The following is a 19,752-nucleotide window of genomic DNA, read 5'->3' as shown; positions in this document are numbered from 1 at the left end:
CCACGCCCCGCACGGCTCGTTCCGTCCCCCCGCCGAACGAACGAAGGGTTCCGCCGCCATGACCGCCACCACCCCCGCGGGAAGACCCGCCATAGCCGACGACCGTGTCGAGCTCGCGCCCGGCACGGTCCCGGCCGACCCCCGCTTCGTCAACGACGACCTGCTCCCCGTCCCCGTCGAACGGCGCCGCTGGACCACGTACAACTTCACCGCCCTCTGGGTCGGCATGGCCCACAACATCCCCTCCTGGATGCTGGCCTCCGGCCTCGTCGCCCTCGGCATGGACTGGAAACAGGCCGTCCTGACGATCGCCCTGGCCAATGTGATCGTCCTCCTCCCGATGCTGCTCACCGGGCACGCCGGACCCAAGTACGGCATCCCCTTCCCCGTCCTGGCCCGCGCCTCCTTCGGGCTGCGCGGCGCCAACCTGCCCGCGCTGATCCGCGCCGGGGTGGCCTGTGCCTGGTTCGGCATCCAGACCTGGATCGGCGGCCAGGGCGTCTTCGTCCTGCTCGACAAGGTCTTCGGCGGCTGGGCGGAGGCGTCCCGCGTCGCCGGCCAGCCCTGGACCCTCTGGCTCTGCTTCGTCCTCTTCTGGGCCCTCGAACTCGCCATCATCTACCGGGGCATGGAGGCCCTGCGCCGCTTCGAGAACTGGGCCGCGCCCTTCGTCATCGTCGGCGCGCTCGTCCTCCTCGTCTGGGTCTCCGCCAAGGCCGGCGGCCTCGGCCCGCTCCTCGACCAGCCCTCGGAGCTCGGCTGGGGCGCCGACTTCTGGCCCGTCTTCTTCCCGGCCCTGATGGGCATGATCGCCTTCTGGGCCACCCTCAGCCTCAACATCCCCGACTTCACCCGCTTCGGCGCGGGCCAGCGCGCCCAGGTGTGGGGCCAGACCCTCGGCCTGCCCACCACCATGACCCTCTTCGCGCTGCTCTCGGTGCTCGTCACCTCCGGCTCGCAGGCCGTGTACGGGGCGCCCGTCTGGGACCCGGTGGCGCTCGCGGCCAAGACCGACAACGTCTTCGGGCTGCTCTTCGCCCTGGTGACGGTCCTGGTCGCCACCCTGTCAGTGAACATCGCGGCGAACGTCGTCTCCCCGGCGTACGACCTCGCCAACCTCGCCCCGAAGCTGATCAGCTTCCGCACGGGCGCGCTGATCACCGGGGTCGTCGGCGTGGTCATCATGCCGTGGAAGCTCACCGCCACCCCCGAGCTGTACATCTTCACCTGGCTCGGTCTGGTCGGCGGACTGCTCGGCACGGTCGCCGGGATCCTCATCGCCGACTACTGGCTGGTCCGCCGCACCGTCCTCGACCTCGAAGGGCTCTACCGGGCCGACGGCCCCTACTGGTACCGGGGCGGCTGGAACCCGGTCGCCGTCCTCGCCTTCGCGGTCGGCGGGATCCTCGCCGTCGGCGGCTCCCACTCGGCCCCGGGCACGGGCCCGTTCCCCGAGGACGGCCTGATCCCCTTCCTCAAGCCGCTCGCCGACTACGGCTGGGCGGTGGGCCTCGCCGCCTCGCTGCTCCTGTACACCGCCCTCATGAGGCGCGGGACGGCAGCCCGGTCACCCGTCCGATCCAGCTGAGGTACGACCAGACGCGGGTGTTCACGGCGGGGGTGTCGCCGGCGCACCCCCGCCCGTAGGACACCAGGCCCACCAGATGGGGCTTCCGGGCCGCCGTGTGGACGAGGGGGCCGCCGGAGTCGTACAGGCAGGTGTCCCGGCCGGGGGCGTACGTGCAGAGCTGGGCGGACGTCACCCGGGACATGCCCCGGGCGACGCACGTCCGGTTGTTCATGGTGCCGAGGGTCACCGTCCGCAGGACGTCGGAGGCGCGCCCGCCGAACGAGGTGGCGCCCCAGCCGGGGGCCTCGACCCGCGTGTGGTCGAAGGCGCCGTGCGCGTACGCGGTGGGCAGGGCGACCGGGCGCACGTCCCGGTTGAACGCGACCGGCTCGGCCAGCCGGACGAGCGCGATGTCGTTCCGCTGGGTCTCCGGGTCGTACTCCGGGTGCGTCAGGAACCGGGCCGGGGAGGCGAGGAGCGCGTGCGGGCTGTCGTCCCCGGCCGTCAGGTCGTGGTCCCCGAGCAGCACGCCCACCCGCGCCGTGCTGCCGTACGAGCCCGTCAGGCAGTGCGCGGCGGTCAGCACGTACCGGTCGCCGATCAGCGCCCCGCCGCACATCACCCGCCGCTCCGCCAGGTCCACGAGCCCCGCCATGAACGGGTACTGGTGCGGCCGCGCCTCCTGGCCGCCGACGACCGCGTACGCCGGCGCGATCCCGAGCGGACTCGCCCCCATCACCACACCCGCGACCGCGGCCACGAGCTTCCGCGCCCATCCCATGGAGAACTCCGAACTGTCGGCACCGTCTTCTCCGGCCCTTCGGCGTGCAAAGACGTTTCCTCCACCCGTCCCGCGCACGCGCTCCGGCCCGCGTCGGCATCAACGAACCGGACGGGATCCGGTCACCGGGGGGCGCGATCCGGACTGGTGTGCGGAGGGGCGGGCCGCAGGCCGCTCAGCGGTCCGCGTCCGGGTTCCAGCCCGGCACGTACGAGGCCGCCGCCGCCTCCCAGGCCGGGACACCGCCCGGGAAGGGCCACGCCCGGGTCGTGTCCGGGGAGGCGACGAGCGACCGGAGGGTGTCCGCGAGACCGCGGCTCTCGTACGCGACCCGGGAAGCGGCGTCCGGACGGTCGCCCAGGGCGGCGACCCGCTCCTCGTACGCCCGGACCGGAGGGGCCGCGTAGAGCGCCACCCACGCGGCGTCCACGGCCCGAGAGAGGAGCAGCACCCCCGGTCGGCCGCCCTCCGCCAGCGCCGCCGTCAGACGGTCGTGACCGTCCAGGACCACGGGGGAGTTGAGCCCGCTGATCCACCAGGCGAACACCGGCGGCAGCACCCCCTCCCGGTACTGGCGGCGGTACGCGCGCACCCGGGGCGCCTCCACCGGCGAGAGCGCCCGCAGCGGCAGCAGGTCGCGCGCGTCCTCGACCGGGTCGCCGTACCCGAACCAGGTCAGATGGCCCCGGTCGGGGTCGTGCGCGAGCAGCTTCGGCCAATTGGCCTCCACGAACCAGCGGTTCGCGTCGGGCCCGAGCCGCCACTCGCCCTCGTGGAGCGGACCGAGGGCGGCCGCCCGGAGCTCCGTCCCGGCGTGCGCGGCCCAGCGCGCCGTCCACTCCTCCGAGCCCGGCTCGGCGAACTCCGCGAAGGCGCGGGTCCGTTCGGCTCGCAGCGGGGACAGCGGGGAGGCGTACCGACCGGTCCGCGCGTAGTGCACCCCGCGGTGGGTGACCCGCTGGCGGGCGAACAGCACCGGGACGGACCCCTGCACCAGCACCAGACGGCGTCCGTCGGCGCACTCCATCCGCAGACCGGGCTTCACCGGCTCCTCGACGCGCATCCCGTCACCCTACGCGGGGCGGTCGGGGCGACGGCCCGTGGAGCACGGGCGGCGGTCACGGCACCCGGGCCGTCCACTCCTCCGTCCCGAACTTGCTCTCCACGAGCCCCTTCGCCCGCGTCAGCTCCTCCTCCGTGAGGCGGCCCTCCGCCAGGCCGTACCGGTTCCGGAAGGAGGCGATCATCCGCTCGATCACCGCCTCGCGCGGCAGGCCCGTCTGGCGGCGCAGCGGGTCCACCCGCTTCTTCGCGCTCCTCGTCCCCTTGTCGGAGAGCTTCTCCCGGCCGATCCGGAGCACCTCCGTCATCTTGTCCGCGTCGATGTCGTACGCCATCGTCACGTGGTGCAGGACCGCGCCGGCGCCCGCCACGACCCGCTTCTGCGCGGCGCCCGCGATCTTCCCGGCGTCCGTGGCGATGTCGTTGAGCGGCTGGTACCAGGCCCGGACCCCCATGTCGCCGAGCGCGCCGAGCACCCAGTCGTCCAGGTAGGCGTAGCTGTCGGCGAAGGACAGGCCCTGCACGAGGGCGTAGGGGACGGAGAGCGAGTACGTGATGGTGTTGCCCGGCTCGATGAACATCGCCCCGCCGCCGCTGATCCGGCGCACCACCCGGATCCCGTGCCGCTCGGCCGCCTCCGGGTCCACCTCGTTGCGCAGCGACTGGAAGCTGCCGATCACCACCGCCGGGGCGCCCCACTCCCACACCCGCAGGGTCGGCGGGCGGCGGCCGGCCGCCACCTCGTCCGTCAGGACCTCGTCGAGCGCCATGTGCAGGGCGGGGGACCGGGGCGGCTCGTGGATCAGCTGCCAGTCGTAGTCGGTCCAGTCCGTGGCGTGCGCGAGGGCCCGGCGGACCGCGATCCCGACGCCCTCCGACGTCAGGCCGAACATGTGGGTGCCCGGCGGCAGCACCGCGTCGATCCGTGCCGCGAGCCCGGCCGCGTCCGTGTCGGCCGGGGCGCCCTCCAGGGCCCGGTCGATCGCGAGGATCGCCTCGTCCGGCTCCAGGAAGAAGTCGCCCGCGACCCGCACGTTCCGCAGGACGCCGTCCTCCGCGTCGAGGTCGACGACCACCAGCTTTCCACCGGGGACCTTGTACTCGCCGTGCACGGAACCCTCCCGCGGGTAAGGGATGAACTCGGCCAAAGGGTACTCCCCGGGGAAACAACGGGTGACGGATGCGCCGTACCGGTTGTCAGAGCGTCGTGATTGGCTGGACGCATGATCGAAGACTTCCTTGAGCACGTCCTCGCCGGCGGCACGACCGAGGTGGAGGAGGCGGTCCGCAAGGCCGCCGCCGCCGAGATCATGCCGCGCTTCCGGCAGCTCGCCGCCCACGAGATCGTCGAGAAGAACGGCCCGCACGACCTGGTCACCGTCGCCGACCGGTCCGCCGAAGCGCACCTCACCGCCTCCCTCACGGCGCTGCTCCCCGGCTCCGTGGTCGTCGGCGAGGAGGCCGTCCACGCCGACCCGGCGGTCTACGACGCGCTGCGCGGCGACGCGCCCGTGTGGATCGTCGACCCCGTCGACGGCACCCGCCAGTTCGTCCACGGCGACCCCGCCTTCTGCACCCTCGTCGCCCTCGCCCGGCACGGCGAGGTCCTCGCCTCCTGGACGTACGCCCCCGCCCTGGAACAGATGGCCGTCGCGGTGCGCGGCCGCGGCGCCACGCTGAACGGCGAGCCGCTGCGCTCCGGCGCGCCCGCGCCCGGCGAGGTCCTGGAGATCGCCTCCTCACACCCCGACTACACCACCCCGGAGCAGAAGCGCGCCCTGCTCGGCCTGGCCGTCGACGGCGTCCGCCCCCGCCCCTGCGGCTCCGCCGGACTCGAATACCTGGCCATCGCGCGCGGAGCCCTCTCCGGCGTCGCCTTCTCCTGGGAGTACGCCTGGGACCACGCGGCCGGGCTCCTCCTGGTCGCCGAGGCGGGCGGCGCGGACACCACGGTCGCCGGGGAGCCGTTCCGCGTCACCGGGGACAACGCGCTGCCGTTCACCGCGGCCCGGGACGCGGCGACCGCCGAGCGGATACGGACCCTCCTCGGGGGGCGGTGAGACCGCCGCACCCGTCCGCCTATCCTGAGACCCCGGCCACCGGCTGACGAAGGAGCCCGCAGGTGACGCACAGGACGCCGATGCTCGACGCCGTCGTCGTGGGGGCGGGGCCCAACGGACTGACCGCCGCCGTCGAACTGGCCCGGCGCGGCTTCTCCGTGGCCGTCTTCGAGGCCGCGCCCACCGTCGGCGGCGGCGCCAGGACCGAGGAGCTCACCCTCCCCGGCTTCCGGCACGACCCCTGCTCCGCCGTCCACCCCCTCGGCGCCGGCTCGCCCGTCTTCAAGACCATGCCGCTCGACCGGTACGGCCTGGAGTGGCTCCACCCCGAACTGCCCATGGCCCACCCCTGGGACGACGGCACCGCCGCCGTCCTCGCCCGCTCCGTCGCCGAGACCGCCGCCTCCTTCGGACCGCGCGACGCCGGGGCGTACCGCAGGCTCGTCGCCCCCTTCCTCGGCAAGTGGGACACCCTGGCGGCGGACTTCATGCAGCTGCCGCTCACCGCGCTGCCCCGCGACCCGGTCACCCTCGCCCGCTTCGGACTCGCCGGACTGCCGCCCTCCACCTGGCTGATGCGCCGCTTCCGGGACGAGAAGGCCCGCGGCCTCTTCGCCGGACTCGTCGGCCACGTCATGGCCCCGCTCGACGGCCCCGCCACCGGCGCCGTCGGCCTCGTCTTCGCGCTCGCCGCCCACGCCGGCGGCTGGCCGCTGCCCCGGGGCGGCTCGCAGTCCATCTCCGACGCCCTCACCGCGTACCTGAGGGACCTCGGCGGCGCCGTCCACACCGACTTCGAGGTCAAGCGCCTCGACGACCTGCCGCCGGCCCGCGCCTACGTCTTCGACACCTCGCCCACCGCCCTCGCCCGGATCGCCGGCTTCGGCGGCCACTACGACCACTACCGGTACGGCGCCGCCGCCTTCAAGATCGACTACGCGCTCGACGGCCCCGTGCCGTGGACCGCCGAGGAGGCCCGGCGCGCCGGCACCGTCCAGATCGGCCCCACCGCCGGGGAGATCGGCACCGCCCTGAACCAGGCCTCCTCCGGCACCGCCCCCGACGCCCCCTTCCTCATCACCGCCCAGCCCAGCCTCGTCGACCCCTCCCGCGCCCCCGGGGGCAAGCACGTCTTCTGGGCGTACGGCCACGTGCCCAACGGCTGGCGCGGCGACCTCACCGGGGCGATCGAGCGCCAGATCGAGCGCTTCGCCCCCGGCTTCCGCGACCGCGTCCTGGCCCGCGCCACCGCCGGACCGCCCGAACTCGCCGCGCACAACGCCAACTACGTCGGCGGCGACATCGCCTGCGGCGCCGCCCGCGGCCTCCAGCTCCTGCTGCGCCCCACCCTGTCGCTCCGCCCCTACGCCACGCCGCACCCCGCGGTCTTCCTCTGCTCCTCCGCCACCCCGCCCGGCCCCGGCGTGCACGGCATGTCCGGGCACAACGCGGCCAAGGCGGTCTGGCGGCGGCTGCGCGCCTCCGCCCGCGAAAATTAGACTGGCCCCCATGGCCAAGTACTTCGACGTGCACCCCGACAACCCGCAGCCGCGCACCATCTCCGCGGTGGCCGACAGCATCCGGAACGGGGCGCTCGTCGCGTACCCGACCGACTCCTGCTACGCCCTCGGCACCCGCATGGGCAGCCGCGACGGCATCAGCCGCATCCGGGCGATCCGCGACCTCGACGACCGCCACCACTTCACCCTGATGTGCCGGGACTTCGCCCAGCTGGGGCAGCTCGTGCACATCGACAACGACGTCTTCCGCGCCGTCAAGGCGGCCACCCCCGGCCCGTACACCTTCATCCTGCCCGCCACCAAGGAGGTGCCGCGCCAGCTCCTCCACCCCAAGAAGAAGACGGTCGGCGTCCGCATCCCCGACCACGTCGCCACCCAGGCCCTCCTCGCCGAACTCGGCGAGCCGCTGCTCTCCAGCACCCTCCTCCTGCCCGACGAGGACGAGCCGCTGACCCAGGGCTGGGAGATCAAGGAGCGCCTCGACCACCAGGTCGACGCCGTGCTCGACTCCGGCGACTGCGGCACCGAGCCCACCACCGTCGTCGACTTCTCCAGCGGCGAGCCCGAGGTCGTCCGCCGGGGAGCGGGGGACACCACCCGCTTCGAGTAGGAGCCCCGGGGGGGTCCGGGGCCGGACGGCCATGTCGTTTTTCCGCCAGCCCCGGCGCCGTCCGCCCCCGATCATGGAGACATGCACACCGACACCGAGCGCTGCGTGCGGGCCGTCCGGTCGAAGGACGCCCGCTTCGACGGCGTGTTCTTCACCGCCGTCCGCACCACCCGGATCTACTGCCGACCCAGCTGCCCGGTCGTCCCGCCCAAGCCCGAGAACATGGAGTTCCACCCCAGCGCCGCCTCCTGCCAGCGCGCCGGGTTCCGGGCCTGCAAGCGGTGCCGGCCCGACACCAGCCCCGGCTCGCCCCAGTGGAACGTCCGGGCCGACGCCGTCGCCCGCGCGATGCGGCTCATCCAGGACGGCGTCGTCGACCGGGAGGGCGTCCCCGGTCTCGCCCGGCGGCTCGGCTGGTCCACCCGCCAGATCGAGCGCCAGCTCCTCGCCGAGCTGGGCGCCGGGCCCCTCGCCCTGGCCCGCGCCCAGCGCGCCCAGACCGCCCGGGTCCTCATCGAGACGACCCCCCTGCCTCTGGGCGAGATCGCCTTCGCCGCCGGATTCTCCTCCGTCCGCGCCTTCAACGAGACCGTCCGCGAGGTCTTCGCCCTCACCCCCGGCGAGCTGCGCGCCCGCGCCGCCGGTCCGGCCGGCCGCCGGGCCCCCGCCTCCGGCGCGATCACCCTCCGGCTGCCGTTCCGCGCGCCCCTCGAACCCTCCAACCTCTTCGGCCACCTCGCCGCCACCGCCGTCCCCGGCGTCGAGGAGTGGCGGGACGGCGCCTACCGCCGCACCCTGAACCTCCCGTACGGGCACGGCACCGTCGCCCTCGCGCCGCGCGCCGACCACATCGCCTGCCGGCTCTCCCTCACCGACCCGCGCGACCTCACCCACGCGATCAGCCGCTGCCGCCGGCTCCTCGACCTGGACGCCGACCCCGTCGCCGTCGACGAGCGGCTGCGCGCCGATCCGCTGCTCGCCCCGCTCGTGGACGAGGCCCCCGGCCGCCGGGTGCCCGGCTCCGTCGACCCCGCCGAGTTCGCCGTACGGGCCGTCCTCGGCCAGCAGGTCTCCACCGCCGCCGCCCGCACCCACGCCGCCCGGCTCGTCGCCGCCCACGGCACCCCGGTCGAGGACCCCGAGGGCGGCCTCACCCACCTCTTCCCGGAGCCCGCGGCGCTCGCCGCCCTCGACCCCGAGACCCTGGCCCTGCCCCGCAGCCGCCGCACCACCCTGCTCACCCTGGTCCGGGCCCTCGCGGACGGGTCGCTGCCCCTCGGTCCCGCCGACGACCGCGAGGAGGCCCGTGCCCGGCTGCTCGCCCTGCCCGGCTTCGGCCCCTGGACCACGGAGGTCATCGCCATGCGGGCCCTCGGGGACCCCGACGCCTTCCTCCCCGGCGACCTCGGCGTCCGCCGCGCCGCCGAGGACCTCGGCCTGCCCGCCACCCCGGCCGCGCTGACCGCCCGCGCCGCCCGCTGGCGTCCCTGGCGCGCCTACGCCGTCCAGTACCTCTGGGCCACCGACTCCCACCCGATCAACCACCTGCCCTCCTGAGGAGGTCACCCCGTGCCCACCGTCCAGCACACCGTTGTCGACAGCCCGTACGAGCCGCTGACCCTCGTCGCCGTCGACGGCGTCCTCAGCCGCGTCCACATGACCGGCCAGCGCCACCGCCCGCCCGAGGAGACCTTCGGGGACCCCGACCCGCGCCCCTTCGGGGAGGCGGTCCGCCAGCTCGACGCCTACTTCGCGGGCGACCTCACCGCGTTCGACCTGCCGCTCCACCTGGTCGGCACCCCGTTCCAGCTCCGCGTCTGGGAGCGGCTGAGCCTCATCCCGTACGGGGAGACCCGGACGTACGGCGAACTCGCGGAGGAGCTGGGGAATCCCGGCGCCTCCCGCGCCGTCGGCCTCGCCAACGGCAAGAACCCCGTCAGCATCATCGTCCCCTGCCACCGGGTGGTCGGCGCGGGCGGCGGCCTCACCGGCTACGGCGGCGGCCTCGACCGCAAGCAGCGGCTCCTGGCCTTCGAGTCGGGAGCGCGGGAGCCCGACGCCCTCTTCTGAACCCGGTGTCCTTCCGCCGCCGGGGTGTTAGGTTCCCGCCATGGCCAAGGTGAACATCGCGCTCGACGCCGAACTCGTCGTGGAAGTCATGGTCCTCGCGGGGGTCAACAACCCGCAGGACGCCGTCGAGGCGGTCGTCCGCGACTACATCGCCCGCGGCCACCGCACCGAGGCCCGGGTCGCCGGCCGCGACGAACCGGTCCGCACCGGCGAGATCGTCCCGCCGGAACCGCAGCAGGGCTGAGCCCACCGGCCCCGGAGGAGGCCTCGTCCCTTCCGCTCCGGGGATCCGGGGGCCGGTGGCCTCGGCCCTCCCGCTCCTCGGCCGGGGCCTCAGTCCTCCCGCTCCGGAGGCTCCGCGTCGCTGCGGGCCCGCGCCGCCCGCCGCAGCCGGGGGTGGCGGTCGCCGCCCTGCTCGGTCATCGCCTCGCCGACCATGGACCGCACCGCGTCCCGCAGCCCGTGCAGGGCGTGGTGCCGGGCCGGGCCCGCCCCCGGGTCCTCCCGCAGCTCCTTCACCAGGGCCCAGCAGAGCACCAGCATCACCACCACGAACGGCAGCGCCACCAGGATCGTCGCCGTCTGGAGCGAGTCCAGGCCGCCCACCACGAGCAGGGCGGCCGCCACGGCCGCCATCAGGACCCCCCAGGTCACCACCAGCCAGGTCGGCGGGTGCAGCGAGCCCCGGCTCGTCAGCGAACCCATCACGAGCGAGGCCGAGTCGGCGCTGGTGATGAAGTACGTCATCACCAGGACCATCGCCACGACCGAGGTGACCGTGCCCAGCGGCAGTGCCTCCAGCATCCCGAACAGCGAGGCCTCCGCCCCGTCCTGCACGGTCGCCGCCAGGTCCGCCGCGCCCGTCGACTCCAGCCGGATCGCCGTGCCGCCCATCACGCAGAACCACACCACCGTCGCCCCCGAGGGCACGAGCAGCACGCCCATCAGGAACTCCCGGACCGTCCGGCCCCGCGAGATCCGGGCGATGAACGTGCCGACGAACGGCGCCCAGGACAGCCACCACGCCCAGTAGAAGATCGTCCACGTCCCCAGCCAGTCGGGGTCGGTGAACGCCCCGGTCCGGCTGGCCATCGGCAGCAGCTCGTGGAGGTAGCCGCCGAGCGAGGCCGGGATCGTGTCCAGGACGTAGACGGTCGGCCCGAGCAGGAAGACGAAGAGCATCAGACAGGCCGCGAGGACGACGTTCAGCGTGGAGAGCCACTTCACGCCCTTGTGGAGGCCGGAGAAGGCCGACAGGACGAAGGCCGCCGACAGCGACACGATGATGACCAGCTGGACGCCCGTGGTGTTCTCCACGCCCGCCGTCAGGTCCAGTCCCTCGGCGACCTGGAGCGCGCCGAGCCCCAGGCTCGTCGCCGTGCCGAACACGGTCGCGAACACCGCGAGCAGGTCGATCGCCTTGCCCGGCCAGGAGTCCGCGCGCCGTGTCCCCATCAGCGGCACGAAGGCCGAGCTCAGCCGGTTCCCCCGGCCCTTGCGGAAGCCCGCGTACGCCAGGGCGAGCCCCGTGATGCCGTAGATCGCCCACGGGGTCAGCGTCCAGTGGAAGAACGAGTACTCCATGGCGTTGAGGGCCGCCGCGCCCGTCCCCGCGGAGGCCCCGCTCGCCGGCGGCGGGTCCAGGAAGTGCTGGAGCGGCTCCCCGACCCCGTAGAACATCAGACCGATGCCCATGCCGGCGCTGAACATCATCGCGATCCAGGCCAGATTCGTGAACTCGGGCTCGTCGTCGTCCCGGCCCAGCCTGATCCGGCCGAACCGGCTCAGCGCGAGGACCACGCACAGCACCAGGAAGACGTCCGCCGCCACCACGAACAGCCAGGCGAAGTTGGAGAGGACCCAGTCCAGGGCCGTGGACGAGGCGCTGTCGAAGGAGTCCTCGCCCAGGGCCGCCCAGGCCACGGCCGCGACGACGGCCGCGACCCCGATGCCGATGACCTTGCCGTCGGGTGCGTACCGCCCGTCCGGATCCGCCGGGGCGCGCTCGCTCGGTTCCGTGCTCATGCGACCCCACTATGGTGCGGAATATCCGCACATCAGGGGGTGGCACGCCGTCCGGGGCTCCGGATAGGGTCGGCGGCGGCGCGACTGCACGTTCGAAAGCAAGGGATGCAAGGTGACGGACGGAGCAGCAACGGTCGCTCGCGTGCTCGTGGCGGCCGACAAGTTCAAGGGTTCGCTCACGGCCGTGGAGGTCGCCGAGCGGGTCACGACGGGCCTGCGACGGGTCGTCCCCGACCTGGAGGTGGAGACGCTGCCCGTCGCGGACGGCGGCGACGGCACCGTCGCGGCGGCCGTCGCGGCCGGATTCGAGCGCCACGAGGTGACGGTGACGGGGCCGCTCGGCGAGCCGGTCACCGCCGCGTTCGCGCTGCGCGGCACCACCGCGGTCGTCGAGATGGCGGAGGCCTCCGGACTCCAGCTCCTCCCGGCCGGCGAGTTCGCCCCGCTGACCGCGACCACGTACGGCTCCGGCGAACTGCTCCGCGCGGCCCTGGACGCCGGTGCGACCACCGTCGTCTTCGGCGTCGGCGGCAGCGCCACCACCGACGGCGGCGCCGGGATGCTCGCCGCGCTCGGCGCCCGCTTCCTCGACGCGGCCGGCGAGCCCGTCGGCCCCGGCGGGGCGCCCCTCGCTGACCTGGCCACGGCCGACCTCACCGGCCTCGACCCCCGCTTCGCCGAGGTCGACCTGATCCTCGCGAGCGACGTCGACAACCCCCTCACCGGCCCCAAGGGCGCCCCCGCCGTCTACGGACCGCAGAAGGGCGCCACCCCCGACGACGTCCGCACCCTCGACGCGGCCCTCGCCCACTTCGCCACCGTCCTGGAGAAGGCGATCGGGCCCAAGGCGGCCGAGGCCGCCCTCGCGCCCGGCGCGGGCGGCGCCGGCGGCATCGGCTACGGCGCCCTCATCCTGGGCGCGAGCTTCCGCCCCGGCATCGAGCTGATGCTGGAGGTCCTCGGCTTCGCCCCCGCCCTGGAGCGCGCCACCCTCGTCATCACCGGCGAGGGCTCCCTCGACGAGCAGACCCTCCACGGCAAGGCCCCGGCGGGCGTCGCCGCGGCGGCCCGCGCGGCCGGCAAGGAGGTCGTCGCGGTCTGCGGCCGTCTCGCCCTCCCCGCCGAAGCCCTCGGCCGGGCCGGCATCCGCCGCGCCTACCCCCTCGCCGCCCGGGAGCCGGACCCCGCGAAGTCCATGGCGAACGCGGGCCCGCTCCTGGAGGAGGCCGCAGCGGACATCGCCCGGGACTTCCTGGAGTAGCCGCTCCGGGGCCTACGGGGACGGGGCCCGGTCACCCCGGCCCCGTCAGCCGGAACGCGTCCAGCGCCAGCGTCATCTCCGTGAGGTCCCGCGGCCGGGAGAGCGACCGGGACGTCAGCTGTTCGAGCCGCCGCAGCCGGTTGAAGACCGTGTTGCGGTGGCAGTACAGCCGCCCGGCCGCCCGCCCCGCCGAGCCCTCGCACTCCAGCCACGCGTCCAGCGTCTCCAGGAGCACCGCCCGGTCCGCCGGATCCAGCTCCAGCAGACCGCCCAGCACGTCCGACACCAGCAGGCTCGCCATCTCCGGCTGGCCCACCACCAGCGCCCCCGTCATCCGCCGGTCGAGCCGCACGATCCGCCGGCTGCCCGGCGGACACGTCCGCAGCGCCAGCTCCGCGAGACGGCGCGCCCGGCCCAGCTCGGTCAGGCCCACCACCACCGGACTGATCCCGCCCGGCCCCGGACACCGCCCGTCCAGCAGCTCCGACAGGGCGTCCAGACCCGTGTCACCGGCGAGCGCCACCACCCCCAGCTCGCAGTCCGCGCCCATCCGCCACAGGAACCGCACCCCCTCGCCCTGCACCTGCCGGTGGAACGCCTCCCGCTCCTCCCGCCGGTCGTAGCGCAGCACCACCACCGCGTACCGCCCCTGCTCCGGCAGGTCCAGGCCCGCCGCCGCCCGCGCCACCAGCTCCGGCGAGCGCTGCCCCTGGAGCAGCGCGTCCAGGAGCGCCTGCAACTGCTCGTCCGTACGGCTGCGCAGCTCCAGCTCCGTCTCCCGGTACGCCTCCGACGCCGTGTCCGCCTGCGCGTCCACCGCCGACCACACCGTCGTCGCCGACTGCATCAGGGCGGCCAGGTGCGCCGCGTCCGACCCCGCGCCCTCGATCAGCGCGTCCCACACCAGGTGCCCGGCGTGCCGGTAGGCGTGCACGACCAGTTCGAGCGGCATCCCCTGCGCGGCCCGCCGCCGGCCCATCCCGTCGGCGTGCTCCAGGTCCCGCCGGGGCGAGTTCCGGGGCGCCGAGATCATCTCGATCCCGATCCGCATCGCCTCGTGGGCCTCCTGCCAGTGCTGGTCGTACGGCAGGATCCGCCCGTAGGCGGGCTCGTACGCGTGGAGTTCCCTCAGGTGCTCGTCGACCAGCTCCGGCACCCGCTCCAGAAGGTCCGCGCACGCCCGTGCGAGCACCTTCCAGTCGTCACCGGTCCGTCTTCTGCGCCGTCCCATGCCGGGAGGATCCCCTGCCCGGGGCCCCTTCGCACACCCCCTGACGCGCACCGTTGTGCGCGTGCACAGCCCGCCGCCGCGCCCGCTGGTCAACGGCAGCGATTCGGCCGCCGGGCGTGGACGCGCGGTCCGGTGCGGTGCTGGGGTGAGCGCCACCGAACGGCCGGACCGACGTGGGCGGCCCGGGAAAGGGGAGCCATGGGAGGTACCGCACCCGCCCTGGAGGTCACGGACCTGACGGCGGGATACGGACCGGTGCGCGCGCTGCGACGGGTGTCGCTGACCGTGCCCGCGGGCGCCGTCGTCACCGTCCTCGGCGGCAACGGAGCCGGCAAGTCCACCCTGCTGCGGGCCGTCTCGCGCACCCTGCAGTTCCACGGCGGCGCCGTGGTCTCCGGCACGGTGAGCCGCGACGGACTGCCGCTCGACGGACTGCCGCCCGACCGGGTCGTCGCCGCCGGCGTCTCCCAGGTGCCCGAGGGCCGCCAGGTCTTCGCCCGGATGACGGTCGAGGACAACCTGCGGGCCGGGGCGCTCGGCCGGCGCGGCGGACGGGCCTCCCGGGCCGCCGCCCTCCGTCGGGTCCACGAGCTCTTCCCGGTCCTCGCCGAGCGCGCCCGCCAGCCCGCCGGACTGCTCTCCGGCGGCGAACAGCAGATGCTCGCCGTCGGCCGCGCCCTGATGGCCGCGCCGGGCCTGCTCCTCCTGGACGAACCCTCCCTCGGCCTCGCCCCGCTGATGGCGGCCCGGATCGCGGACGCCGTCCGCGAGATCAACGCCCAGGGCACGGCGGTGCTCCTCGTCGAGCAGAACGCGGCGCTCGCGCTGCGGCTCGCCTCCCTCGCGTACGTCCTGGAGGTCGGCGAGGTCACCCTCGCGGGACCCGCCGCCGAACTCGCCGCCTCCGACGAGGTGCGCCGCCGCTACCTGGGCGTGGTGGACGAGGACGCCGCCGCCGACGCGGCCCGCGCGGCCACCGCGCACCCGGTCCTGACCCGCTGGGAGGAGACCCGATGAGACCGCAGCCCCCGGAGCCCCCGCCGCCGGGACCCGGCCCGGGATCGACACCGCAACTCCCGGAGCCTCCACTGCCGGGACCCGACCCGGGATCGGCACCGCAGCCTCCGCCGCCGGGACCCGCACAGGGCCCCGCCCCCGACGTCCCCGCCCTCCACGTCCGCGACCTGACCGTCCGCTTCGCCGGGCTCACCGCCCTCGACGCCGTCGGCTTCACCGTCCGGCCCGGCACCGTCCACGCCCTCATCGGCCCCAACGGCGCCGGCAAGTCCACCTGCTTCAACGTGCTCTCCGGCGTCTACCGCGCCACCTCCGGCTCCGTCCGCCTCGGAGAGCACGAGCTGACCGGCCTGCCCTCGCACCGGATCGCGGACCTCGGCGTCGGCCGGATCTTCCAGAACCTGGCCCTGCCGCCCCGCGCCACCGTCGAGGACAGCCTGATGCTCGGCCGCCACCGGCTCACCCGCACCGGCTTCCTCGCCGCCGGACTCCGGCTCCCCTCCGCCGCCCGCGAGGAGGCCCGGCACCGGGCCAGGGTCCGCGAGATCGCCGCCTTCGTCGGCCTGGAGGGACAGCTCTCCAGGCCCGCGGGCTCCCTCCCGTACGGACAGCAGAAGCTTGCCGAACTCGCCCGCGCCCTCTGCATGGAGCCCCGGCTCCTGCTCCTGGACGAGCCCGTCGCCGGGATGACCGCCGACGAGCGGCGCCGCACCGCCTCCGTCATCGCCGGGGTCCGCGACGGCCTCGGCATCTCGGTCCTCCTCGTCGAGCACGACATGGGCCTGGTGATGCGGCTCGCCGACTCCGTCACCGTCCTCGACTTCGGCCGCCGGATCGCCGACGGGGCACCCGCCGACGTACAGAACGACCCGGCGGTCGTCCGCGCCTACCTCGGAGAGGAGTCCGCCGCGTGAGCACCTTCGCGGAGTTCCTGATCAACGGCGTCTCCCTGGGCTCGATCTACGCCCTCATCGCCCTCGGCTTCGTCGTCATCTTCCGCGCCACGGAGGTCGTCAACTTCGCCCACGCCTCGCTCCTCCTGGCCGGCGGCTACGTCACCGCCGTCCTCCACGACGACATCGGCTTCTGGCCCGCCCTGCTCGCCGGCATCGCGGGCGCGGCGGTGGTCGGCGCGGCCGTCGAGTTCCTCGTCATGCGCCGCCACCGGGGCGCCGACCACAGCGTCCTCGCCATCGTCACCATCGGCGTCGACATCCTGCTCGCCACCGAGCTGACCCGCCGGATCGGCACCGACATCCTCGCCCTCGGCGACCCCTGGGGCGACGCCGTCGTCACCGTCGGGCCGGTCACGATCGCCCAGACCCGGATCGCCGCCCTCCTCGCGGCGGCCCTCCTCATCACCGCCTTCCTGCTCGCCTTCCGGTACACCTCCTGGGGCGTCGCCATGCGGGCCGCCGCCGAGAACCAGGAGACCGCCGCCCTCATGGGCATCCGGCTCGGCCGGGTCTCGCTCGGCGCCTGGGCGGTCGCCGGCGGCCTCGCCGCCGTCGCCGCGCTCTTCCTCACCGTCTTCCCGACCCCCGGCCTGGAGCGGGCCACCTCGCTCGCCGCCCTCAAGGCCTTCCCGGCCGCGATCCTCGGCGGCCTCGACTCCACCACGGGCGCGCTCGTCGGCGGCCTCCTCGTCGGCGTCACCGAGTCCCTCGCCACCGGCTACCAGGGCGACCTGGCGTTCCTCGGCCGGGGGATCGGCGACCTCGCCCCGTACCTCGTCATGGTCGCGGTCCTCCTGATTCGCCCGGCCGGACTCTTCGGCACGAAGGAGCTCGCCCGTGTCTGAGACCCCCGCCCGCCGGACGATCCGCCCGTACACCACTGCCCGCCCGGCGTCCCCTCCGTATGCCGCCGCACACCGGGCAACCCCTCCGCACGTCGCCACGGGCCCGGCGTCCCCTCCCCGCGCCGCAGCCTGCCCGGTGAACCTTCCGCGCACCGCCCGCCCGGCGGCCCGAGGCAACCGGTCCGCGTCCGTGTCCGGGGAGCCCGCCCGCCCCGGTGGCCCGAAGGAGACCGCCCGTGTCTGAGACCCTCGCCCGCCCCGGCCTCCGGGTCCGGCCCGCCGTGTACGGAGGGGCCGCCGCCGGGCTCGTCCTGCTCGCCCTGCCCTTCTACCTGGACCGCTTCTGGCTCCAGGCCGGCCTGTTCGCCATGGCCGCCGCCCTCGGCGCCATCGGGATCAACCTGCTGACCGGCGCCACCGGCCAGCTCTCCATGGGACACGCCTTCTTCCTCGCCGTCGGCGCCTACGGCTACTGCGCCTTCGCCGGGGACGGCACCGACGGACTCGCCGGACTCGGCCTGCCCGGCTGGCTCGCCGCCGTCCTCGCGGTCGCCCTCGCGGGCCTGGCCGGCGGGGTGTTCAGCCCCATCGCGGGACGACTGCACGGCGCGTACCTCGGCATCGCCACCCTCGCGCTGATCTTCATCGGCCAGCACGTCCTCTTCAACGCCCACGACCTCACCGGCGGCTACAACGGCCGCGCCGTCCCGCCGCTCTCCCTCTTCGGCCTCGCCTTCGACGACAGCGAGCTGCTCGTAGCCCAGGTCCCCTTCGGCGCCGTCGAGAAGCTCTGGTACCTCGGCCTCGCCCTGCTCCTCGGCGGGGTCCTCTTCGCCAGGGGAGTCCTCCGGGGCCGCCCCGGGCGCGCCATGAACGCCATCCGGGACCACCGGATCGCCGCCGGCGTGATGGGCATCCCGGTGGCCCGCCACCGCGCCGCCGTCTTCGTCCTGTCCTCGATGTACGCGGGCCTGGCCGGTGTCCTGCTCGCCCTGGTCTTCCAGCGGACCGTCCCCGAGTACTTCGGCATGGCGCTCTCCCTGGAGTACCTGGCCATGATCGTCATCGGCGGCCTCGGCTCGGTCGCCGGGGCGGTCGCCGGAGGCGTCTTCGTCTCCCTCCTGCCCCAGCTCCTCACCCGCTACAGCGACGCCCTGCCCCTGGTCTCCGCCCCCGGGACGGGCGGGATCGCCCCGGGGGAGGCCGCCCGCTACCTGTACGGCGCCGCCGTCGTCGCGGTGGTGCTGTTCCTGCCCGGCGGCCTGGCCCGCCTGGCCGCCCGGACGCCCCGGGCACCCGAGACCCCCACGTCCACCGAACCCTCAGGGGAGACACGATGAACCACAGACGACAGGCCGTGCGGGGCCTGGCCGCCGCGCTCGCCGCCCTGGTCGCCCTCACCGCCGCCGGATGCAGCTCCAAGGCGAAGACCGGGGACGGCGAGCAGACCGGCGCGGGCGGGGTGAAGACCGGCGAGGGCGTCACCGACAAGACGATCGCGGTCGGCGCGCTCACCGACATGACCGGCGTGTACGCCACCCTCGGCAAGAGCGTCACCCAGGCCCAGCAGCTGTACGTGAAGCAGGTCAACGCCGCCGGCGGGATCTGCGGCCGACAGCTGGAGCTCACGGTCCGCGACCACGGCTACGACCCGCAGAAGGCGCTCGCCGCCTACACCGAGCTGGAGCCCAAGGTCGTCGGCTACGCCCAGTTCATCGGCTCCCCGTTCGTCGCCGCCGTCAAGCAGCGCGTCGACGCCCAGGACAAGGGCCTCGTCCTCCCGCAGGCCTGGTCGGCCTCGCTGCTCGGCTCGCCGTACATCCGCGTCCTGGGCGCCACGTACGACGTCGAGACGATCAACGCCGTCGACTTCCTCCTGACGGAGAAGGGCCTCAAGGCCGGGGACAAGCTCGGCCACGTCTACTTCGAGGGCGACTACGGCGAGAACGCCCTCAAGGGCTCGAAGTACGCGGCCGGGAAGGCCGGTCTGACCGTCGTCGAGCAGAAGATCAAGCCCACCGACAACGACATGTCCGCGCAGGTCGCGGCGCTCAAGCAGGCCGGGGTCAAGGCCGTCGTCATCAGCGCGGGCCCCCGCCAGGCCGCCTCCCTCGTCGGCGTGGCCGCCGCCACCGGCCTCAGGGTCCCGGTCGTCGGCAACAACTCGGCCTTCGCCCCGCAGCTCCTCGGCACCCAGGCCGGACCCGCCCTGGAGAAGATGTACTGGTTCGCCTCCCCGAGCCTGCCCATCGGCGCGGACACCCCGGCCGCGAAGAAGCTGGTGACCGACTACGGGGCGGCCTACCCGGGCGAGGCCCTCGACAACGGCATCGTCGCCGGCTGGACCGCCGCGAGCGTCTTCGGCGAGGCCCTGAAGAAGGCCTGCGCCGACAAGGACCTCACCCGCGAGGGCGTCGGAAAGGCCCTCCTCACCCTGACCGCCCACGACGCCGGCTTCGGCATGACCCACAACCTCGGCGACCCGAAGGCGCCCTCCTCCCGCGAGTCCGTCATCATCCAGCCGGACAAGTCCGTCCCCGGCGGGATGCGCACGGTCCGGCAGCCCTTCGTCTCGGACGCGGCGAAGAGCTACACCCCGTAGGGGCCCGGTCGACCGCACGGCCCGGGGCGTCCATCACGCCCCGGGCCCACGGCGCCCGCGGCCCGTACGCGCACGGGCGCCGGCACCGAAGGCCCGGGAGGATCGTCACCTCCCGGAAACACACGGATGTGAAGCTCGGGCG

Annotated in this window: 18 protein-coding genes; 13 read left to right on the top strand and 5 right to left on the bottom strand. The window is 74.6% G+C overall.

Features of this window, described 5'->3' with window-relative positions; all coding sequences use genetic code 11:
* Positions 1–58 precede the first annotated feature (58 nt).
* The gene (locus ACIQD7_RS02745; protein ID WP_402438802.1) at positions 59–1,588 is read left to right on the top strand and encodes an NCS1 family nucleobase:cation symporter-1; all 1,530 of its coding nucleotides are present in this window, start codon (positions 59–61) and stop codon (positions 1,586–1,588) included.
* Here ACIQD7_RS02745 and ACIQD7_RS02740 read toward each other — a convergent pair.
* The 3 genes from ACIQD7_RS02740 to ACIQD7_RS02730 form a co-directional block, all read right to left on the bottom strand.
* Positions 1,542–2,351, bottom strand: a complete 810-nt coding sequence (locus tag ACIQD7_RS02740) for a serine protease (protein ID WP_383151835.1) — start codon at positions 2,349–2,351, stop codon at positions 1,542–1,544. The two genes, ACIQD7_RS02745 and ACIQD7_RS02740, sit on opposite strands and share 47 nt — an antisense overlap.
* Before the next feature lie 175 nt (positions 2,352–2,526).
* Positions 2,527–3,414 (bottom strand): hypothetical protein, encoded by an 888-nt coding sequence (locus tag ACIQD7_RS02735; RefSeq protein WP_402438800.1) that lies wholly within the window; start codon positions 3,412–3,414, stop codon positions 2,527–2,529.
* A 55-nt stretch (positions 3,415–3,469) separates the two neighbouring features.
* Complete coding sequence (locus tag ACIQD7_RS02730) at positions 3,470–4,525, bottom strand: biotin/lipoate A/B protein ligase family protein (RefSeq protein ID WP_402438798.1); 1,056 nt, start codon at positions 4,523–4,525, stop codon at positions 3,470–3,472.
* Positions 4,526–4,636: 111 nt separating this feature from the next.
* Between ACIQD7_RS02730 and ACIQD7_RS02725 the strand changes: the two genes are divergently transcribed.
* The 6 genes from ACIQD7_RS02725 to ACIQD7_RS02700 all read left to right on the top strand — a co-directional run bounded on the left by ACIQD7_RS02725 (position 4,637) and on the right by ACIQD7_RS02700 (position 9,917).
* Positions 4,637–5,473, top strand: a complete 837-nt coding sequence (locus tag ACIQD7_RS02725) for an inositol monophosphatase family protein (protein ID WP_402438796.1) — start codon at positions 4,637–4,639, stop codon at positions 5,471–5,473.
* 80 nt (positions 5,474–5,553) lie between these two features.
* Positions 5,554–6,972: an NAD(P)/FAD-dependent oxidoreductase gene (locus tag ACIQD7_RS02720; protein WP_121829058.1), complete on the top strand. Its 1,419-nt coding sequence runs from the start codon at positions 5,554–5,556 to the stop codon at positions 6,970–6,972.
* Between the two features lie 10 nt (positions 6,973–6,982).
* Positions 6,983–7,603, top strand: coding sequence for an L-threonylcarbamoyladenylate synthase (locus ACIQD7_RS02715; protein ID WP_383402482.1), 621 nt, complete (start codon positions 6,983–6,985; stop codon positions 7,601–7,603).
* Between the two features lie 81 nt (positions 7,604–7,684).
* Entirely contained in the window at positions 7,685–9,160 is a 1,476-nt protein-coding gene (locus ACIQD7_RS02710) for an AlkA N-terminal domain-containing protein (RefSeq protein ID WP_402438793.1), read from the top strand.
* Positions 9,161–9,172: 12 nt separating this feature from the next.
* Positions 9,173–9,673 carry a methylated-DNA--[protein]-cysteine S-methyltransferase gene (locus ACIQD7_RS02705; RefSeq protein WP_402438791.1) on the top strand — a complete coding sequence of 167 codons (501 nt, stop codon included), beginning with the start codon at positions 9,173–9,175 and terminating at the stop codon, positions 9,671–9,673.
* A gap of 40 nt (positions 9,674–9,713) precedes the next feature.
* Positions 9,714–9,917, top strand: a complete 204-nt coding sequence (locus ACIQD7_RS02700) for a type II toxin-antitoxin system VapB family antitoxin (RefSeq protein ID WP_121829062.1) — start codon at positions 9,714–9,716, stop codon at positions 9,915–9,917.
* Between the two features lie 89 nt (positions 9,918–10,006).
* Here the strand turns inward: ACIQD7_RS02700 and ACIQD7_RS02695 are convergent, their stop codons facing one another.
* A complete protein-coding gene (locus ACIQD7_RS02695) occupies positions 10,007–11,698 on the bottom strand; it encodes a BCCT family transporter (protein ID WP_402438789.1) in 1,692 nt (563 codons plus the stop codon).
* A 112-nt stretch (positions 11,699–11,810) separates the two neighbouring features.
* Between ACIQD7_RS02695 and ACIQD7_RS02690 the strand changes: the two genes are divergently transcribed.
* On the top strand, positions 11,811–12,959 hold the full coding sequence (locus tag ACIQD7_RS02690) for a glycerate kinase (protein WP_402438787.1): 1,149 nt from the start codon (positions 11,811–11,813) through the stop codon (positions 12,957–12,959).
* Between the two features lie 31 nt (positions 12,960–12,990).
* Here the strand turns inward: ACIQD7_RS02690 and ACIQD7_RS02685 are convergent, their stop codons facing one another.
* Entirely contained in the window at positions 12,991–14,190 is a 1,200-nt protein-coding gene (locus ACIQD7_RS02685; RefSeq protein ID WP_390756072.1) for a PucR family transcriptional regulator, read from the bottom strand.
* 198 nt (positions 14,191–14,388) lie between these two features.
* On the opposite strand from ACIQD7_RS02685, the gene ACIQD7_RS02680 reads away from it, so the two are divergent.
* The 5 genes from ACIQD7_RS02680 to ACIQD7_RS02660 all read left to right on the top strand — a co-directional run bounded on the left by ACIQD7_RS02680 (position 14,389) and on the right by ACIQD7_RS02660 (position 19,610).
* Positions 14,389–15,207: an ABC transporter ATP-binding protein gene (locus tag ACIQD7_RS02680; protein WP_402438784.1), complete on the top strand. Its 819-nt coding sequence runs from the start codon at positions 14,389–14,391 to the stop codon at positions 15,205–15,207.
* On the top strand, positions 15,204–16,121 hold the full coding sequence (locus tag ACIQD7_RS02675; protein WP_402438782.1) for an ABC transporter ATP-binding protein: 918 nt from the start codon (positions 15,204–15,206) through the stop codon (positions 16,119–16,121). Before ACIQD7_RS02680 ends, ACIQD7_RS02675 begins: the two co-directional genes overlap by 4 nt.
* Complete coding sequence (locus ACIQD7_RS02670) at positions 16,118–17,008, top strand: branched-chain amino acid ABC transporter permease (RefSeq protein WP_383402505.1); 891 nt, start codon at positions 16,118–16,120, stop codon at positions 17,006–17,008. The genes ACIQD7_RS02675 and ACIQD7_RS02670 overlap by 4 nt, the downstream gene beginning before the upstream one ends.
* 236 nt (positions 17,009–17,244) lie before the next feature.
* Complete coding sequence (locus ACIQD7_RS02665; RefSeq protein WP_402438780.1) at positions 17,245–18,348, top strand: branched-chain amino acid ABC transporter permease; 1,104 nt, start codon at positions 17,245–17,247, stop codon at positions 18,346–18,348.
* Positions 18,345–19,610: an ABC transporter substrate-binding protein gene (locus ACIQD7_RS02660; protein ID WP_402438778.1), complete on the top strand. Its 1,266-nt coding sequence runs from the start codon at positions 18,345–18,347 to the stop codon at positions 19,608–19,610. Before ACIQD7_RS02665 ends, ACIQD7_RS02660 begins: the two co-directional genes overlap by 4 nt.
* Positions 19,611–19,752 lie beyond the last annotated feature (142 nt).

It is taken from the genome of Streptomyces sp. NPDC093071, assembly GCF_044754545.1.
GTDB lineage: Bacteria > Actinomycetota > Actinomycetes > Streptomycetales > Streptomycetaceae > Streptomyces.
This window is presented reverse-complemented; position numbering and strand designations above follow the sequence as displayed.

What these genes read in the sequence shown, in the direction of transcription:
- ACIQD7_RS02685 (WP_390756072.1), bottom strand. Translation starts at nt 14,190, where the DNA reads ATGGGACGGCGCAGAAGACGGACCGGTGACGACTGGAAGGTGCTCGCA.
- ACIQD7_RS02745 (WP_402438802.1), top strand. Translation starts at nt 59, where the DNA reads ATGACCGCCACCACCCCCGCGGGAAGACCCGCCATAGCCGACGACCGT.
- ACIQD7_RS02735 (WP_402438800.1), bottom strand. Translation starts at nt 3,414, where the DNA reads ATGCGCGTCGAGGAGCCGGTGAAGCCCGGTCTGCGGATGGAGTGCGCC.
- ACIQD7_RS02695 (WP_402438789.1), bottom strand. Translation starts at nt 11,698, where the DNA reads ATGAGCACGGAACCGAGCGAGCGCGCCCCGGCGGATCCGGACGGGCGG.
- ACIQD7_RS02720 (WP_121829058.1), top strand. Translation starts at nt 5,554, where the DNA reads ATGCTCGACGCCGTCGTCGTGGGGGCGGGGCCCAACGGACTGACCGCC.
- ACIQD7_RS02660 (WP_402438778.1), top strand. Translation starts at nt 18,345, where the DNA reads ATGAACCACAGACGACAGGCCGTGCGGGGCCTGGCCGCCGCGCTCGCC.
- ACIQD7_RS02675 (WP_402438782.1), top strand. Translation starts at nt 15,204, where the DNA reads ATGAGACCGCAGCCCCCGGAGCCCCCGCCGCCGGGACCCGGCCCGGGA.
- ACIQD7_RS02725 (WP_402438796.1), top strand. Translation starts at nt 4,637, where the DNA reads ATGATCGAAGACTTCCTTGAGCACGTCCTCGCCGGCGGCACGACCGAG.
- ACIQD7_RS02740 (WP_383151835.1), bottom strand. Translation starts at nt 2,351, where the DNA reads ATGGGATGGGCGCGGAAGCTCGTGGCCGCGGTCGCGGGTGTGGTGATG.
- ACIQD7_RS02680 (WP_402438784.1), top strand. Translation starts at nt 14,389, where the DNA reads ATGGGAGGTACCGCACCCGCCCTGGAGGTCACGGACCTGACGGCGGGA.
- ACIQD7_RS02710 (WP_402438793.1), top strand. Translation starts at nt 7,685, where the DNA reads ATGCACACCGACACCGAGCGCTGCGTGCGGGCCGTCCGGTCGAAGGAC.
- ACIQD7_RS02715 (WP_383402482.1), top strand. Translation starts at nt 6,983, where the DNA reads ATGGCCAAGTACTTCGACGTGCACCCCGACAACCCGCAGCCGCGCACC.
- ACIQD7_RS02700 (WP_121829062.1), top strand. Translation starts at nt 9,714, where the DNA reads ATGGCCAAGGTGAACATCGCGCTCGACGCCGAACTCGTCGTGGAAGTC.